This is a genomic window from Thioflexithrix psekupsensis (assembly GCF_002149925.1).
In the GTDB taxonomy this organism is placed as follows: domain Bacteria; phylum Pseudomonadota; class Gammaproteobacteria; order Beggiatoales; family Beggiatoaceae; genus Thioflexithrix; species Thioflexithrix psekupsensis.
The window spans coordinates 294,229-312,325 of sequence record NZ_MSLT01000012.1 but is presented as its reverse complement, the minus strand read 5'-3'; the positions used below and the strand labels follow the sequence as shown (position 1 = coordinate 312,325).

The 18,097-nt window shown below is 39.8% G+C and carries 16 protein-coding genes; 8 read left to right on the top strand and 8 right to left on the bottom strand.

Translation table 11 applies throughout. The features are described 5' to 3' along the window. Positions 1 to 38 precede the first annotated feature (38 nt). Together TPSD3_RS06500 and TPSD3_RS06495 are read left to right on the top strand one after the other, a co-directional pair. On the top strand, positions 39 to 1,058 hold the full coding sequence (locus tag TPSD3_RS06500) for an ImmA/IrrE family metallo-endopeptidase (RefSeq protein WP_086487771.1): 1,020 nt from the start codon (positions 39 to 41) through the stop codon (positions 1,056 to 1,058). A 17-nt stretch (positions 1,059 to 1,075) separates the two neighbouring features. Continuing rightward, positions 1,076 to 1,705 (top strand): hypothetical protein, encoded by a 630-nt coding sequence (locus TPSD3_RS06495; protein ID WP_086487770.1) that lies wholly within the window; start codon positions 1,076 to 1,078, stop codon positions 1,703 to 1,705. A 78-nt stretch (positions 1,706 to 1,783) separates the two neighbouring features. On the opposite strand, the gene ntrC is transcribed toward TPSD3_RS06495, so the two are convergent. Further along, positions 1,784 to 3,208, bottom strand: a complete 1,425-nt coding sequence (gene ntrC / locus TPSD3_RS06490; protein ID WP_086487769.1) for a nitrogen regulation protein NR(I) — start codon at positions 3,206 to 3,208, stop codon at positions 1,784 to 1,786. After that, a complete protein-coding gene (gene glnL / locus TPSD3_RS06485; RefSeq protein WP_086487768.1) occupies positions 3,205 to 4,269 on the bottom strand; it encodes a nitrogen regulation protein NR(II) in 1,065 nt (354 codons plus the stop codon). Before glnL ends, ntrC begins: the two co-directional genes overlap by 4 nt. 244 nt (positions 4,270 to 4,513) lie before the next feature. On the opposite strand from glnL, the gene TPSD3_RS06480 reads away from it, so the two are divergent. Both TPSD3_RS06480 and rsmG read left to right on the top strand, forming a co-directional pair. Then, positions 4,514 to 4,870 (top strand): CZB domain-containing protein, encoded by a 357-nt coding sequence (locus TPSD3_RS06480; RefSeq protein WP_086487767.1) that lies wholly within the window; start codon positions 4,514 to 4,516, stop codon positions 4,868 to 4,870. A 116-nt stretch (positions 4,871 to 4,986) separates the two neighbouring features. Further along, positions 4,987 to 5,631, top strand: a complete 645-nt coding sequence (rsmG, locus tag TPSD3_RS06475; RefSeq protein ID WP_086487766.1) for a 16S rRNA (guanine(527)-N(7))-methyltransferase RsmG — start codon at positions 4,987 to 4,989, stop codon at positions 5,629 to 5,631. Between the two features lie 5 nt (positions 5,632 to 5,636). Here the strand turns inward: rsmG and TPSD3_RS06470 are convergent, their stop codons facing one another. The 4 genes from TPSD3_RS06470 to TPSD3_RS06455 are packed head-to-tail and all read right to left on the bottom strand — an operon-like array spanning position 5,637 to position 11,834. Then, positions 5,637 to 6,323 carry an urease accessory protein UreF gene (locus TPSD3_RS06470; protein WP_086487765.1) on the bottom strand — a complete coding sequence of 229 codons (687 nt, stop codon included), beginning with the start codon at positions 6,321 to 6,323 and terminating at the stop codon, positions 5,637 to 5,639. Beyond that, complete coding sequence (gene ureE, locus TPSD3_RS06465) at positions 6,313 to 6,771, bottom strand: urease accessory protein UreE (RefSeq protein WP_086487764.1); 459 nt, start codon at positions 6,769 to 6,771, stop codon at positions 6,313 to 6,315. The genes TPSD3_RS06470 and ureE overlap by 11 nt, the downstream gene beginning before the upstream one ends. 22 nt (positions 6,772 to 6,793) lie before the next feature. Continuing rightward, positions 6,794 to 7,918 carry a hybrid sensor histidine kinase/response regulator gene (locus tag TPSD3_RS06460; RefSeq protein ID WP_086487763.1) on the bottom strand — a complete coding sequence of 375 codons (1,125 nt, stop codon included), beginning with the start codon at positions 7,916 to 7,918 and terminating at the stop codon, positions 6,794 to 6,796. Beyond that, positions 7,905 to 11,834, bottom strand: a complete 3,930-nt coding sequence (locus TPSD3_RS06455) for a PAS domain S-box protein (RefSeq protein WP_086487762.1) — start codon at positions 11,832 to 11,834, stop codon at positions 7,905 to 7,907. Before TPSD3_RS06455 ends, TPSD3_RS06460 begins: the two co-directional genes overlap by 14 nt. 448 nt (positions 11,835 to 12,282) lie before the next feature. Between TPSD3_RS06455 and TPSD3_RS06450 the strand changes: the two genes are divergently transcribed. The 3 genes from TPSD3_RS06450 (at position 12,283) to TPSD3_RS06440 (ending at position 14,528) form a co-directional block, all read left to right on the top strand. Next, positions 12,283 to 12,639, top strand: a complete 357-nt coding sequence (locus TPSD3_RS06450; RefSeq protein ID WP_086487761.1) for a response regulator — start codon at positions 12,283 to 12,285, stop codon at positions 12,637 to 12,639. 13 nt (positions 12,640 to 12,652) lie between these two features. Continuing rightward, positions 12,653 to 13,684, top strand: coding sequence for an IS630 family transposase (locus tag TPSD3_RS06445; protein WP_086486662.1), 1,032 nt, complete (start codon positions 12,653 to 12,655; stop codon positions 13,682 to 13,684). 106 nt (positions 13,685 to 13,790) lie between these two features. Continuing rightward, positions 13,791 to 14,528: a sensor histidine kinase gene (locus TPSD3_RS06440; protein ID WP_086487760.1), complete on the top strand. Its 738-nt coding sequence runs from the start codon at positions 13,791 to 13,793 to the stop codon at positions 14,526 to 14,528. Between the two features lie 35 nt (positions 14,529 to 14,563). Here TPSD3_RS06440 and TPSD3_RS06435 read toward each other — a convergent pair whose 3' ends face one another. Beyond that, positions 14,564 to 15,244, bottom strand: a complete 681-nt coding sequence (locus TPSD3_RS06435) for a L,D-transpeptidase (RefSeq protein WP_086487759.1) — start codon at positions 15,242 to 15,244, stop codon at positions 14,564 to 14,566. A 485-nt stretch (positions 15,245 to 15,729) separates the two neighbouring features. Between TPSD3_RS06435 and queG the strand changes: the two genes are divergently transcribed. Continuing rightward, positions 15,730 to 16,782: a tRNA epoxyqueuosine(34) reductase QueG gene (queG, locus tag TPSD3_RS06430; protein ID WP_086487758.1), complete on the top strand. Its 1,053-nt coding sequence runs from the start codon at positions 15,730 to 15,732 to the stop codon at positions 16,780 to 16,782. 34 nt (positions 16,783 to 16,816) lie between these two features. On the opposite strand, the gene TPSD3_RS06425 is transcribed toward queG, so the two are convergent. Further along, on the bottom strand, positions 16,817 to 18,082 hold the full coding sequence (locus tag TPSD3_RS06425; protein ID WP_086487757.1) for a 6-phosphofructokinase: 1,266 nt from the start codon (positions 18,080 to 18,082) through the stop codon (positions 16,817 to 16,819). Positions 18,083 to 18,097 lie beyond the last annotated feature (15 nt).

The window sequence follows — 18,097 nt, the reverse complement described above, 5'->3', positions numbered from 1 at the left end:
CACCAATAACGGTTTTTTTCGACTTAGGAGTTCATGCGATGACTGTTCAAACTGACAAATTAAAAATTTTATATAATCGTCTTGATTCCATAGGTTTTAAAAAAAGCTATTTGAAGCAAGTATTGCCTTCTTGGTGGGAAGACGAAATAGCGGATTTACCCACAGGTTTATTGCAACTTAAATTTCACTTTGCGCGCCATTTGGGATTAGATTTAGAAAGTTTATTAGACGACAATAAACAGATTATTTTTTCTCTAGTAAGCCCAAATCCACACAATTTTAAACTCAAAAAGGGCAAAAACGGTGACAGATCCCATATTGTCGCCATTACAACCCAAGCAGCCCGCATTGCTCGCCTTGCTACCGTGGTCAATGACGTGCCTAATTCATCATTCACAGATGCGTTGTCAATTAGACAAGAAATACTGCGTGACAATTCTGTTGTTTCCTTTCCTGCTCTATTAGATTTTTGTTGGAAAATTGGCATTCCCGTGTTGCTTATTTCTCAATTTCCACAAAAAGCAAAAAAAGATATTGAGGGAATGGCGATTAACATTGAAGAAAAGCCTGTTATTGTGCTGGTAAAAGAGCATAAAAAATATGCGTGGGCGTTATTTATTCTTGCTCATGAATTAGGGCATATTTTTAAGGGGCATCTTGCTGCTGATAAAATGATTATTGATGATAAATCGATTGGAAAGGAAACATCAAGCGAGCAAGAAAATGAAGCAAATGAGTTTGCTTTAGCGTTATTGACAGGCAGCAAAAATACGCAATTTACTACTGAAAATAATCGGTGGTTGGATGGAGAAAAATTAGCAAATGCGGCTAGAGAGTACGGAAATCAGCACCGCATTGATGCGGGTCATATTGCGTTAAATTACGCAAACGGTATTGGTAAATTTCCCATTGCCAATGCGGCCTTGAACATTTTAGAGCCAAATGTGGATGCGCCCGCTTTAGTTAGAGAGAAAATGCAGCTTAATTTAGATTTAACCCAAATTCCTGAAGACAGTGCTGATTTTTTATTGAAAATTAGCGGTGTTTCTTTACCATAATAAGGCATTTTATTTAGATGATACTTCTTGATAATGACGTTATTCACAAGCTGGGTTATTGCAATTTACTTGATGATTTTCTCTCACTGCTTAAACTTGATGAAATTCAGATTTATGTATTAGAAACTGCTGAATATGTTTTGAAAAATAAAACTAAAAAAGCAGGCCAGAAAGAGTGTTTTGATAGAATAAAATCTTTTCTTGCTGTCGTAAAAAAATACACTAATCCTGATGAGAAAATTATTGGTGAGCTAGAAAAAAATATTGGAATTGATGCTGGTGAAGCAGTATTAATTTCAGCCCTTATTGTGTATAAAGAAAGCGTCTTTATTACAGGAGATAAACGCTGTTTAAAAGCATTGGCAGAGTCAGCATTTTATAAAGCCTATGCTTCCCAGTTATTAGAAAAAGTAATTTGTTTTGAGCAGATTATTTTATGGCTTATAGAAAAGTTTGGGTTCAATCAGATTTATCCTAAAGTGCATTGTGCAAAAGAAATTGACAAAGCCCTTCGCTCCATATTCACAAGCAGTGCCACAGAGGAAAGCGTAAAAGAAGGACTTAATTCATACATTAAGGATTTAAAAGCAGGTACAAATGACCTGCTATGCCTTGATTCTGAGCGTGTTTTATCGTCTAAGTTCTAAATGGGCGTTTCCGCTGGAGCGAGAAATAAACGCATACTCTAAACAACACAACAAACCATCGCGCACAGAAAAAAATCCTTATTCCTCATCTTCTCCCATGCCTAACTCCTTAATTTTTCGCGTTAAAGTATTTCTTCCCCAACCGAGGAGGCGAGCGGCTTCTTGACGACGGCCGCCCGTGTGGCGTAGTGCAGCTTGAATCATCACCGACTCAAAACGAGGTAAGGCCTCATCTAACAAAGTTTGATGCCCGCTATCGCCCAATCGTTGCTCTGCCCACTGACGCAACGCCAATTCCCAATCCAAAGCCACATCTATTTCCGTATGTTTTTGACGTAATTCTAAGGGCAGATCGTCTAACAAAATCTCTTGTCCCGCAGCCATCACCGTCAACCAACGACAAGTATTTTCTAATTGGCGTACATTACCCGGCCAATCGAGTTGCATCAAATACTGTTCTGTTTCTGGAGTCAAGGTTTTTGGCTCTACTTTCAACTCCTTAGCGGCCATCAACAGAAAATGACGCATCAACTGCACAATGTCCCCGCGTCGTTTACGTAAAGGTGGGATGTGAATACGAATAACATTGAGCCGATGAAATAAATCTTCTCTAAACTCATGACGTTCTACGCGAGCCTCTAAATCTTGATGCGTGGCCGCAATAATACGCACATCCACCTTGATTGCTGTATGACCTCCTACGCGGAAAAATGTCCCGTCCGCTAAGACGCGCAACAAACGAGTTTGTAGCTCGGAAGGCATATCCCCAATTTCATCTAAAAATAAAGTTCCCCCGTCGGCTTGCTCAAAACGCCCTTGACGCTGACTTAATGCGCCAGTAAACGCGCCGCGTTCATGGCCAAACAATTCCGATTCTAACAATTCGCGTGGAATTGCCGCCGTATTCAGAGCGATAAAAGGACGTTGGGCGCGGGGGCTGTGGCGATGTAATGCGCGAGCGACCAATTCTTTTCCAGTGCCTGATTCTCCTGTAATTAAAACAGTAATATTAGAACGCGATAAACGCCCAATGGCGCGGAAAACGTCTTGCATCGCCGGCGCAGAACCAATAATGTCACTGGCTTGAATCGTGGAAGATTCTGATTCGGTTGGATTTTTACTGATTTCTGCACTGCGTTGTAAGGCACGCTGTACCAAATCCACCGCATCATCGACATCAAAAGGCTTGGGCAAATATTCAAATGCACCGCCTTGAAAAGCCGACACCGCACTTTCTAAATCAGAAAATGCCGTCATAATAATCACGGGTAATTGGGGATAAGATTGGTTAATCTTTTCTAATAAGGTTAAACCATCCAATCCCGGCATTCGTATATCACTGACAATGACACCCGGTAATGGCACTTGGGTTAAACGGGTCAAGACCACATTGGCATTATCAAAACTGGTCACGTGAATGTCCGCCTGATGCAATGCCTTTTCTAACACCCAACGAATGGATTTATCGTCATCAATAACCCACACTTCGGCACGTTTACTCATCGTTTTTCGGTCTCCATAGGCAGCCAAATGGTGAATACAGTGTCACCGGGTTGGCTGGTGCATTCGATTAAGCCGCCGTGCTGATTCACCAAAGATTGGGCGATAGACAAACCCAATCCTGTGCCTTCGGCGCGGCTGGTCACTAGCGGGTAAAAAATGTGATCGATGAGATGCGGCGCAATTCCTGGCCCATTGTCTCGGACATCGATACGTGCCAATAACTTATGATGGCGGCCACCCAAACTCATTTGGCGTTGAATTCGGGTACAAATCTGAATCTTGCCAAAACCATTTAAGGCTTGAACGGCGTTACGCATAATGTTTAATAAGGCTTGAATCATTTGATCGGGGTCTAAATATAATTCGGGAATACTGGGATCAAAATCATATTCAATTTTAATCCGTGTTTCAGGTTCTGAGCTAATAATTTGACTGACACGGATAATAATTTGGTGAATATTGGTTAATTTTTTATGCGATACCCCTTGCGGTAATAACATGCGATTGAGCAAATTTTGCAAGCGGTCGGCTTCACCAATAATAATATCGGTATATTCCCGCAAATTTTTATCGGGTAATTCTCGTGCTAATAATTGCGCCGCCCCGCGTAATCCCCCCAAAGGATTTTTAATTTCATGGGCTAAACCACGAATCACATTACGGGCGGCTTGTTGTTGTAACAAGAGATTTTCCTCACGAGTGATACGTAAATGTTGATCGATACGCATCAATTCTAATAAAACACCGCGTATATTTTGTTCTACAATAACAGGTGTGATGCTACAATCCACGGTGATTGTTTTTGCACCAAATAAGTGCAAGCGTACGCCGCGTTCCGTGACACAATAACGCTGTTCTCTGACCCGTTTTAGGGCTTGATGACAGTGATCAGCGCGTGGAAACAATTGTTCAACCCCCAAGCCACAGGCTTGCTTGGCACTGACTTCTAGTAGGGTTTCGGCTGCTGGATTGAGCGTATGCAGGGTCAAGTCGGGACGAAACCATAAAACGGCAGTCGTGAGATTGTCCAGAATGTAAGCGGCTTGTTTAGTGCTGATCATGGTGCGCCTCTGTAGAATATCCGAGCGATTCAGCAATATCTATACCGCTTGAATTTTATGTGATAATATATTGATTAATAAAGATTTTTCTTACAAAAAAGCCTTGTATTTAATGCCTTACCGATTGATAAATGCACTATAATAGTGCATCATCGAATGATGACGCATGCAAGGGAATTTGTTACATTTTGGGATCGGAGTTTGCTTATCCCCATGAAATTTAACCCAATAGGAGAAATCATCCATGCCAACAAAAGCATTTTTTGTGTTGCGTTTAAACGATCATATTTTGTATTTGAAAAAAATTGAAAAAACTTTGGCAGGAACAGGGGATTTTCAAGGCACAGATTGTCAAAATTGTAAGTTGGGTCAATGGTTGTATGGTGAGGGACCAGCGGAGGTGGCCAGTATGAATCATCCAGAAGCGCAGGCGTTGTTTGACAGTTTATTTGAGCCACACAAGCAATTTCATCAAGTGAGCCACGAGGCCATTGCCAAAGCAAAAGCAGGCGATACCGATGGCGCACGAGCCGCCGCCACGCAAATGTATGTGTTATCTAATACCATTTCGCAAAAGTTATTGGCTTTAGATAAGTTTTAAAAAGAATAGATTATATTTTATGATTAACAAAAGGATAATGCTGTTGATTATCCTTTTTTTCTGGTGGTGAATGCAGTCCATTTTTTAAAATTTTAACATGAATAAATAAAAAACCCATGATCAATAAAAATATCACCTCCCAATTGGCACAAGGTATTGCTGAATTGGGCTTAATGGTTTCTTCCGAACAACAAGATAAATTATTAGCTTATTTGGCTTTATTATCAGAATGGAATCGAGTCTATAATTTAACCGCAATTCGTGAACCATCGGAAATGGTCACGCGGCATGTATTAGACAGTTTAAGTCTTGTGCCATATTTGCAGGGAAATTATTTTTTAGATGTGGGCAGTGGCGCGGGGATACCGGGGCTTATTCTGGCAATAGCCTGTCCAGCACAACAATGGCGATTATTGGACAGTAATGGGAAAAAAACGCGCTTTATGCAACACGCCATCACGGCCTTGCAATTGCGCAATAGTCAGGTGCAATGTCAACGGGTTGAGCAATATTCACATACGCCTTGTTTTGATCAAATCACCTCTCGCGCCTACAGTGATTTAATTTCTTTTTATCAACAAACCCAACACCTTGCGCATCATCACACCCAATGGTTAGCCATGAAAGGGATTTATCCCGATGCAGAATTAATGGCCTTAAAAAAGGCATTAAATCATGACGTAATGACAGAAATCATTCCCCTACATATTCCTTTTTTAAACGCACAACGACATGTGGTGAAATTATGGCGAGAAAATTAACCCCATCAAGAACGAAATAAACGGGAATATTGCGTTTCATGCCACGCGCTGGCGATACTAAACGCGGGGCTGGTTTGTCCGATGTCGTCATCGGTAATTTGTAAGCCTAATGAAACGCAGTGGGGAATGTGATTTAAGCCCGCTAATAAAATGCGTTGTCCTTCGCTTTGTCCCAATGGAATGAGTTTAACCGCAGCCGCCACCTGATTTTCTAACCAACTCCATAAATAAGCCTGTGCAGTTTCTTCTAAAGACAATTGCCAATGTACGGCCGCCAAGGTGAATAAAGTGGCATAACAAACAGGCTTGTGATGTTGATACCACTGCGCCGCCTCTGGCACGGCTAATTCGCGTAATAAACGTGCTAAAGCCAAACCTAAGGCCTGATCTTCAGCTCTTAATTCAGCCGTTTCTCGACTGGCATATAGGTAACGATTCCAATAATCCACTTTTTCTCTATTTTTATCGCCAAATGCCGAATGCAAACGTGCAATAATGGGAATATCTAATTGAGTTAAATGGCGACTTAATAATCCATGAATCCAATCTTGCGCATCGCTGGAATGATTAACCCATTTTTGCGTAATGGCCGCTTCTAATCCCTGCGAATAAGCAAACATGCCAATAGGCAATAATGGACTGACTAAATGAAATAAATGCAGCCGTGCCGTTGAATGAGATTCAGTGGGCATGATCGTGAGCGGAACTGGGGGGAGTGCGTCCGTGATACGCGCCTGCTTCGGGTTCAAAAGGGGCGCGTTCCTCATGTACTTCAAGTCCCAAGCCGTGTAACATTTCGGCCAACACGTGGTCGGGTTGGTAGCGTAACCAATGGTCGCCAATCTGCACCGGAACGTGGCGATTGCCAAGGTGGTAGCAAGCTCTGGCTAATTGGTGCATGTCTTGACTACGCGCCACAGAGACCGCTTCCAACGCCGCTTCAACTTGTACCACTGTGCCATCAACCGCCCGCAACAAATCCCCTTGACGCAATACAGTTCCGCGAGGCAAAGACAGCAATACATCAGTCCCGTCGTTTAATTGGGTGCGTAAACGACTTTTTTGGCGATGTTCAAAATCTAAAGTGAGATGTAAATGAGGCTGACAAAATTCGTTTAATAATTCATTAATAATGAGCATGATTAACCGTGCATCGTGTTATTTAATTTGATTCACACAAGGGAATTTCAATAATAAAAGTTGACCCCAATTCGCTATTACACCAGACTTTACCATTCATGGTTTCAATGAGTTTTTTTACAATATAAAGTCCTAATCCTGTTGAAGATTCGCCTGCGGTGGGGCGGGGTTTTAATCGTGCAAATTTGTGAAATAATTTTTTCTGATCGTCTGTACTGAGTCCTGGCCCTTCATCTTGCACCGCACAACGAAGATTTTTTTCTGTCGTTTCAATTCGTACCGTGACTGTTTTTCCGCGATTGGAATATTTAATGGCATTAGAAACCAAATTATCCAATATTTGCCGTAATGTGCTTTCATGGGCTAAAACACAATCTTTTGTCACGGCCAGTGATTGCGGCATAAGCAAAATATTTTTAGCTTTTGCCCTGGGGTGTTGAGATTGCAATGTTTGTTCTAATACGGCAGAAAAACACAGCGGTATTAATTGAATATGAATTTGTCCTGATTCAATCGCATTAACATCTAATAGAGCTTTAATTAATTCAAACATACGCTCTGAACTCACTTGGATTAAACGCAGATAATCCAATTGTTGTTGTTTAGGCATATTATCAATATCACCAGCAATCATACTGGCCAAGGTTTGGATGGCCGATAATGGATTTTTTAAATCGTGGGCAGCAATACCTAAAATTTCATCTTTTTCTTCGTTTAATAATTTTAATTGTAAGTTTTGTGATTGCAATTTTTTTTGTAAATTTCTTAGCGTTAAATGTGTATTAACGCGAGCCAATACTTCCTCACTGTAAAAAGGTTTAGTGACATAATCCACTGCACCTAATTCAAAGCCATGAATTTTATCTTTTGCTTCACTTAAAGCGGTCATAAAAATAACGGGAATATCACGGGTTTTGTCATTTTCTTTTAAGCGACGACAAGTTTCAAAACCACTTAACCCCGGCATCATAATGTCCAGCAAAATGAGATCGGGTTGATTCATTTGGGTAATTTGCAATGCGGTCTCGCCATCTTCAGCAATTAATACTTCAAAACCATGTTGATTTAATAAATCAAACATAATGCGAACATTCGCCACCACATCATCAACAATTAAAATAGTTCCTGTGGATTCAATTTGCATCATTTTGTTCCTTTTGCCAATGACGTAATAATTGTTTCAATTTTTTTATTTCAAAGGCTTGTGCGGATTCTAATATTTGTTCTATTTGTACTTTGAACGTGGGTTCACTAGAGTGTAGAGATTGTGCGGTGGTAATAATCGCTTTTACTTTGCCCGCTTCGGCTAATTGTAACAGGTTTTCCAAAATTTCTAAAGGCAAAGCCTTTTGCGTTTCTGTAGAAATAACGCTTGTTTCTGCTGATGATGTGGAAGATAAATTGGTTTCATATTCCCATAATAAAGGACATAATTGCGGTAATAAATTCAGTAAATAATCGACATCAATTGGCTTGTGAATAAACGCATTGCAATAACTGGATTTAGTTTTTAATTCCTGCAATTCAAATACACTGGCTGAAGCAATAATAATGGGTAATTGGGTTAATTGCAGCCGTTGGCGAATTTCTTCAGCGGTTGTTAAGCCATCCATAACGGGCATTTTTAAATCCATAATCACTACATCAGGAATATTTTTTTCAATGATTTTTAACGCTTCTAAACCATCATGGGCTTGATATATTTTAAATTCCAACGGTAATAAAAGATCATGCAGAACACTTAAATTATCTTTAGCATCATCAACCAATAAAATACTTAATTTAGGCGTACCATTTTCCGTTGCGCGTCGATGGCCAATAATGCGCCCCCGTTCGCACGGTGGTGGCAAAGGTTCTGCCTCTTGATGGGTAATAATCTCCAGAGGAATAGTGAACCAAAAATGACTGCCTTGATTCGGCTGACTTTCCACCTGCAATTCGCCATTCATCATGGCCACCAATCGCTGACTAATTGGCAAACCTAAGCCCGTTCCTTCAATATGTTGCTCACGATGATTGGCTTGTTGAAAAGGCAAAAAGATTTGATCTAATTCTTCTTCAGCAATACCAATTCCTGTGTCTTTAACTGAGAAAGTGATATGTGGTTCTTGATAAATAATTGATAAAATGACTTTACCTTTTCGAGTGAATTTGATCGCATTGCTCAGTAAGTTAAATAAAACTTGCCGCAGACGTTTTTCATCTCCGCGCACAATCACAGGCAAATCAGGTACAATTTCGCCTGAATTTAAAATATATTGGGTTTCAACTTCAAATGAAATATCTTGTTGTTGCGCTCGCATTTTAAATAAACCGCTAATATCTTTAATAAAATTAGGCAATTCAAAATGCGTAGGAATTAATTTTAATTTTTCTGCTTCTATTTTAGAAAAATCTAAAATATCATTAATGAGTGTTAATAAATGTTCGCCACTGCGATAAATAATGTTTAAACCTTCTCGGTATTTTTCTGCTAATTTTTGATCTCGTAAAAAGAGTTGGGCATAGCCTAAAATACCATTTAAAGGCGTTCTTAATTCATGGCTCATTTGAGCCAGAAAAACCCCTTTGGCTTTGTCAGCTTGTTCGGCGTGTAAACGGGCGCGTTCGGCTTGTTCTATGGCTTGGGTGAGCGCGGCTTCATTACGTTTTCGTTCAGTAATATCAGTAAATGTTCCAACGATTCCGCCCGGATGACCATTGGCTAAGAAAAAAATCGCTTTATTAAAAATAATATTCCGTCTCGAACCATCAGCATGATTAATTTCCGCTTCATATTGTTGTCGTCCATATTGTGTCATTAATACTTCATCAGCATAACAAAATATTTTAGCTTCTTTATCAGGCCAGATTTCATCAACAGTGCGATATTTTAATTCCTCTGGAGAATAGCCTGTAAATAAAGTAAACGCATGATTGCATCCTAAATAATAACCCTGCATATTTTTATAAAAAATAGGAATAGGAATGGTCTGCATTAACGTCTCAGAAAAATGCAAACTGCTATTTAATTCTGCTTCGGCCTGTTTGCGTTTATCAATATCAATCACAATTGCTAATAACGCTAAAAATTCATGTTTAGCATTATATAAAGGCGTAAGCCATAAATGTCCCCAAAAAATCGATTGATCCGAACGTAAATAACGTTTTTCTAAAAAGCGAGTGGTGTTTTTAGTAAAAACATCTTCTAGGCAATAATATGTTGTTTCTTGATCCTCGAAATAAGTCATATCTTGTTCTTTTTTCTGCAACAATTCTTTGGGAGTGTACTTTAACATTTCTGCAAATTTATTATTCACTTGCAAATAATGCCCCGTCGGCTCTAATAATCCAATACCCACCGCCGCATTCTCAAAAATAGCTTTAAATTGCTGCTCACTGTTGCGCAAGGCTTCTTCAGCGCGTTTATTTTCCGTAATGTCACGCTGCACCGCCACCCAATGGGTATAATCGCCGCGATCATCGGCAATGGGAACAATTTGCAAATCAGCCCAAAATTCGCTGCCATCTTTGCGATAATTCAATACCTGCACTTGCACAGGCTGCCATGTCACTAAGGCTTCACGAATGGTTTTAAGGGCTAATCGAGAGGTTTTTGCGCCGTGTAAAATGCGCGGTGTTTTTCCGATGACTTCTTCTAAACGATACCCTGTATTTTTTGTAAAAGCAGGATTCACATAAACAATTCGCGGCCCTGGTAAATCTATCGGTTTTGCTTCGGTAATAATCACTACATCATTGGCATTAACAATGGCTAATTCCATTAAACGCAAACGTTCACTAATTAGGCGTAATTCTAAAATTTTTTGTTCTAATTGTTCATTAATGCGCTGGGTTTCTCCCATGCGTTGTACAACTAAATCTTCTAAATGTTCTTGATATTGTCGTAATTGTTCATTAGCGCGGTACAATTCTTGAGTGCGTTCATAGACTCTTTGCTCTAAAGATCGGGTTAATTTAACTTGAATTTGATATAAATTAGCATTGCCAATGGCTAATGCGGCTAATTGTGCCAATCGATTGAGTAAAGGTTGTACATCAATGACATCTATTTTTATTTTTTCGGTTTCAATAAAAACGCCTAATACTCCAAATACCGATAATTCCTGCTTTTCCGATAGCTTTTGCTTTAATGGAACAGCCACCAGATAACCTTTTTGCATATTACTTTGTAATGCTTGGGTTTGTGGGTATTTAATTTGATAAACTTTATCAATGAGCCGATTAATATTCGCCATCATCTCTGGGTCTGGATGTTGCATAAATTGAAATAAAGGCAAATGATCTTGATCAGGACGAGATAAGTGAATAAAACTATAATGAGTATCTAATAATTGGCCGGTGCGTTGAATGAGTTGTTCAAACAGTTGATTGGTTTCTAAGCGTGTCATTAAACCTGTGGCAATATCGCTTAATAGACTTAAATACTCTTGTTGTCTCAAAAGCAATATTCTATCCTTACTTAATTTTTTAAATTCAACTTTAGAAATTTGGCTGGCACGGTGAATAATGTAAAAGAAAACAAAAAATAAACTAATAAAAATCAACACAACCACAATCACCGTTTGTTGATGACGTTTATTGATAATCATCACAAACTCAGTCACATCACTGGCAATTTGTAATGTGCCATATCTATCTTTATCATCGCTGAAATAAAAAGGCGAATATCGACTATAGAAGCTACGATTATTTTTTGTGGTTAATTTCATCCGTTCTAAGACTTGGGGATCGAGAGATGGCATTTGAAAATTTTCTTTTAAAGTAGAAAAAATTAATTTTCCTTGGGGATTAAAAAGCTGAATTTCAGTCCCACTCAACAAATTAACTTCTTCTATAATGCGATGTAATGCTGCCGTATCGATTTGTTCTGTCTGTAATAATTGTTTAAATTCAGTCGATAATTTTTTTACCAATACTTGCTCTAATACGATATTATGTTTTTCTGCTATTTCTTTTAATTCTGATAACATCAGTTGCAAATAGATAACGCTTAAAAAAGCAGTAATGGCCGTAAATGAAAATAGGCTGACTATGGAATAATAACGAATCAGGTTAAACATAATATTAAGAATTCTTAACTTTAATAGGAATGTAATAAAACAAGATAAATTGGCTCATAAAAAAGCCTCACTTATGCAACAAGGACGACCTTTGTGGGGATGCACATGGAAGAAGCCGATAAGTCGTTAAATAAAATATTCAGCTACTAAAACCGTTCAGAATTTTCACTTTTTCTACTATAAGTACCTAAAGGAAAATAATCTGGCATATCAACATTTCTACCGCCCCCCAGCCCCCTCCTGCTAGGAGGGGGAGAAAGAGGTTATTTTTATGGTTAAAATTTAACAAGATAACCTCATCTCTTCTTTTCTTCTTTCCCCCCTCCTAGCAGGAGGGGGGTAGGGGGGCGGTAGAAATGTGAAAATTCTGAACGCTTTTAATACCTTAATATTTTTATTTAACTACTTACTTATCGTTATTTACACTTTTAAAAGGTGATAATCACTTATGATTCATTCTAATTTATCCACTATTCTCATTGTTGATGATATGCCTGAAAATATCAGTGTGTTATTTGATTTTTTAAGTCGGCATGATTTTGAGGTATTAGTGGCTTGTAATGGTAAGAGCGCGTTACAAATTGTAGAATCTGCTAAACCTCATTTGGTCTTATTAGATGTCATGATGCCGGAGATGAATGGATTTGAAGTCTGTCGGCGATTGAAAAAAGAAATGGGTTATGTGGATTTGCCCATTATTTTTATGACGGCTTTATCAGATACTGTAGATAAGGTGCATGGTTTTGCTTTAGGTGCGGTGGATTATATACCAATTTTTTCAGAGTCGTATAATAATACTTTTTAAATAGGAGAGAATAATGAACAAGAGATATGAAGATTTAGAAGAGTTAATGTCAACAGGTGAGGCGAGAGAAGTGAAGCGAGCGATGGCAGTAAGAATGTCTTTGCTTGGTTTTGTGCGTGCGGAAGCGGCTTTAGCGTGTTGTGTCAGTGTGCAATTTGTGGATAAATGGAAAGCCATTTATTTAGCGTCAGGGGTGGAAGGATTAAAGTTAGCGTATAAAGGCTCACCAGGGTATTTAAAGCCGCGTGAACGAGAAGATGTGATTAATTGGATACAAGAAAAGAAGACAATAACAATAGAGGAACTAAAGAGATACTTAAAAGAGGAGTATGATGTTTTCTATTCTTCAAATACTTCTTATACTAAATTATTAGAAGAAGCGAATTTAAGTTATAAGAAGACACACAAAGAGAATTCGGCAAAAGATGAGGTAAAAGTAGAAGCTAAAAAAAAAGAGATTAAGGATTTAATAGATAAGGAGCGTGAACAGATAGAAAGTGGAGAGGTAATGTACTGGATGCAAGACGAAAGCCATCAGTTGTGGGGAGATATTTGTGGTTATGTTTGGTCGAAAAAAGGAGAAAGAACGTCAATAAAGATGAGTAATTATCGCACTTCTCAAACGTGGTATGGAGCGGTGAATATTTATACGGGAGAATTTATTTTAGATAGGGCAAAGAAAGCTGATACAAAATATACGATAGACTTTATTAACTGGCTCATTTACAGATATAAAGAAGCCCGTCATGTGATTATTTGGGATGGTGCAAGTTATCATCGTTCTGAAGGTTTAAGAACTTATTTAGAGAAATTAAATGGGGGACTTCCAGAATCAGAATGGAAAGTTCGTTTATTAAGATTTGCGCCCAATGCCCCAGAGCAAAATCCAGTCGAGGATATTTGGCTTCAAGGTAAGAATTGGGTCAGAAAGAATTTTCATCGTCTATCAAGCTTTAAAGAAGTCACTAGTATGTTTGAGACCTTTTTGTCAGGTAAAGTGTTTAAGTTTAATAAAATTAAACAGTATCTTATACCTAATATCTAGGTAGATATTAAAACTTAATTTGTTTTTATATCTCACATAATTTTGGTATATCACTAAACCTTTTCAACAAGAGGAAGTTTTAGCGCGCATTCATACGCATTTAAGTTTGTTTAAATTACAAGAACAATTACGCATGCAAAACCAAGAATTGGCATTAAAAAATGCTGATTTAGATGCGTTTGCCAGCATGGTGGCACATGATTTAAAAACACCTTTAAATGCTATCATTGGATTAACCGAAGTATTATTAAAAATTTATCCCGAAGGGCTGTCGAATAAACAACTTGAATGTATTAATTTAATGGCGCAATCGGGTGAGAAAATGACGGACATTATTAATGCGTTATTATTACTGGCCACCATTTCTAAACAAGATATTTGTTTACAACCGCTGGATATGGCGCATATTTTTGCTCAAGTTCAGACACGATTAGCCTTAATGTTAGCCCAAAGTGGTGGAGAATTGATTGTGCCAGAACGGTGGCCATTGGCTTTGGGATACGCACAGTGGGTTGAAGAGGTTTGGGCGAATTATGTCAGTAATGCCTTGAAATATGGTGGACATCCGCCGCGAGTGACGATTAAGACCGAACTGAGACATCAAGAGGTGGTGTTTTGGGTGGAAGACAATGGCCCAGGCCTGTCCGAAGAATCGCAAGCCCAATTGTTCAAGCCTTTTTCTCGCTTGAGTCGGGATAAACGCAGCAAGATACAAGGACATGGCTTGGGCTTGTCTATCGTCAAACGAATTGTACAAAAACTAGGCGGAGAAGTGGGCGTGGAAAGTCAAGAAGGCATGGGGTCACGTTTTTATTTTTCTCTGCCTAGGGCGGATAATTTATAAAAATCAGTCTGTTAAAGTTAAGTGAGTCATCAGGTTTAAATTCCCATCAGGGGTGGTTTTTTTAAGTCTTCGATGCGTTTTACAATATTGACTTGCGTGCCATAACGACCTGGTTTTACTAAACTAAACAACGCTATTACATCGTCATTTCGCATCCGTACACATCCAAAAGAAGCGGGCTTGCCAATTGAGGCTTCGTCGGCCGTGCCGTGAATGTAAATATATCGGTCATACGAATCAATGCCAGGGCCACGATTCACCCCATCTTCCAGTCCTTTTAACCACATAATTCTGGAGGTAATCACATCTTCTTCTTGTTGTTGATTAATGACAGCCACAGACTGGGTATTGGATCGGGCTTTAAAGATGGTATTAATCGCGGCATTCGCACCAATTTTATGGGCAATATAGTGTCGTCCTAAAGGGGTCTGATAACTGTCTTGGCGATTGCCAATACCAAATTTTGATGTAGAAACGGGGTATTGTTTCAACAGTTTTTTATTTTTAAATAAAAATAACATTTGCCGCTCAACATCCACAATAATTTCCGTATCGGCATATTTGGGCGGAGGCGGCGGGGGTTTCACTTGAGGTTGGGGCGCGGGGGAAGGCGGCGGGGGTTCTGCACCCCACGGTAACACCGCACAATGCGCCAGAAATAAACAGCTAATAACGATCAGTAACCGTTGTAAACGAAAGAATGCAAAATTAAACATAAGCTAAGTTCCCTAAAATATACCAAAAAGATAGGGTTCGTAGAATCCTTATTTTGTCAGAATCAGAATTTACAGACACAAGAATTTTCAAAATTGACTCTTGCAAGTCGTTTATTTTCAATAGATTTTTTATTCTTTAATTCTGAAAATCCTAAAATTCTGTAAATTCTGATTCTGACAGAAAAATTTTATGAATGACTTAATTTTGGTATATTTCTTGTGGGAATTAGATTATAGCGAACGAAACCAGTAAAGCGTATTAGTTTTTCTCGTTTTGGTGGCACAAAAAAGACCACAGTGGGATAAAATCCCATTGTGGCCAGGGTTGTGGCACCTCAGAAAGACGAAAACTCAGATTTGTCCAAAACAGCCTATTGAGAAACATTGCTATTGAGCATACTCCACGATTCACCCCTTCCCAAGAATCTATCGAACAAACGGTAGAATTAATCTGATAATCGGTTATTAAAGCGAATTATTTTATCATGTCCAACACGCCAACAGTCCTATTGCAACACTTACAACATTGGTCAAAAGAACTTGGATTTCAAGAACTTGGCGTGAGTGATGTCGATTTAACTCAAGCCGAACAGCGGCTGCACATCTGGTTAGCGCGGCAATATCACGGACAAATGGACTATATGGCACGTCATGGCGACAAACGCAGTCGCCCTGCGGAGTTGTTACCGGGAACATTGCGGGTTATTTCATTACGAATCAATTATTTAACGGCTACACGAGAGGATTTATGGTCACAATTACAGGACGCTGAACACGGATATATTAGTATTTACGCGCAAGGTCGGGATTATCACAAAGTGTTACGCCAACGTTTAAAACAATTGGCCATGCGTTTAGAACAAGCGATTGGGTCATACCAATGGCGTGTTTTTGTAGATAGCGCACCGGTGCTGGAGAAGCCGTTGGCAGAAAAAGCAGGGTTGGGTTGGATAGGAAAAAATACAAATTTGATTCATCCGCGAGCGGGATCATTCTTTTTTTTAGGGGAAATTTACACCGATTTGCCCTTACCGATTACAGAACAGCGTCATTCTGATCACTGTGGCCGTTGTCAGGCGTGTTTGCCGAGTTGTCCCACGCAGGCTTTTGTTGCACCTTATCTGTTGGATGCGCGGCGGTGCATTTCTTACTTAACCATTGAATATAAAGGTATTATTCCAGAAAATTTACGCCCTCTCATCGGCAATCGCATTTATGGTTGCGATGATTGTCAATTGGTTTGTCCTTGGAATCGTTTCGCGTCGCGTAGTGTAGAAGTGGATTTTCAAGCCCGTGCGCCATGGAAAAACACCCGATTACTCGATTTATGGGCGTGGTCAGAAGCGGATTTTTTACGCCACACAGAAGGCTCTGCGATTCGTCGCGTAGGCTATCTCTGCTGGTTGCGTAATCTTGCCATTGCCTTGGGCAACGCGCCAAAATCAGACACCATTCGCCTTGCCCTGAACGCTCGCCTTGATTTCCCTTCGGATTTATTACAAGAACATGTGCGCTGGGCTTTGGCGAGACACGAGTAATCGGGTAATTTATGCCGTTTATCTTAACTGTCGCTTATTTCACATGAAATTCTGTGGTTAATTTTTTCGGCACGGCGACATTTTTCAACACCACGTATTGCGGCAGTCCGTCAACAAACGGCGGATAATCTTCGCCCGCAATCAACGGTTGTAAATATTCTCGACAAGCAGGCGTAATATTAAAACCATCTTCGGTGATAAATTCCGCAGGCATTTTTTTCTCCACATTCGCCACATCAGCCAGATTAGCAGAGCCAATTTCCCACGTATAAGGCTTACTTGAAGTACGAACAATGGTGGGCATGACTGCATTTTTACCCGCTAAAGCAAACTCTACCGCGGCTTTACCCACTGCATAGGCTTGTTCCACATCGGTTTTTGAGGCAATATGACGCGCTGCCCGTTGTAAATAATCCGCGACGGCCCAGTGGTATTTGTAGCCTAAATTGGATTTAACCAAATTGGCAACTACGGGCGCAACCCCACCCAATTGCGTATGACCAAAAGCGTCTTTTGTTCCCGCATCGGCTAAAAATTGACCCGCGGCATTTTTAACGCCTTCTGAGACCACAATAGAGCAGTAACCGTATTTTTTAACACACTCATCAACCCGCGCCAAAAACCGCGCCTCATCCAATGGCACTTCGGGAAATAAAATAATGTGTGGCCCATCGCTGTCACTGCCCCGCGCCAAACCACCCGCCGCCGCAATCCAGCCCGCATGACGACCCATCACTTCCATAACAAAAACTTTAGTTGAGGTTTTCGCCATAGAAAACACGTCAAAATTGGCTTCTTTAATCGAAACCGCCACGTATTTGGCCACAGAACCAAAGCCCGGACAAGTGTCTGTAATGGGCAAATCATTATCCACCGTTTTAGGAATGCCAATACAGGTAATATGATAGCCTAATTTATCCCCAATTTGAGAGACTTTATGAGAGGTGTCTTGAGAATCACCACCACCGTTATAAAAGAAATAACCAATATTATGCGCTTTAAAGACTTCTATTAATCGCTCATATTCGGCTTTACTTTGTTCTAGCCCTTTGAGTTTAAAACGACAAGAACCAAACGCGCCCGCAGGCGTGTAACGCAACGCAGCAATGTCTTCAGCCGATTCTTGGCTGGTGTCAATTAAATCTTCGGTTAATGCGCCAATAATGCCATTGCGTCCTGCATAGACATTAGCGATTTTATCGGGGTGTTGGCGTGCGGTTTCTATCACGCCACAGGCAGAGGCATTAATCACCGCAGTGACCCCGCCCGATTGAGCATAAAACGCATTTTTTGCAGTCATTCATTTTCTCCTTTG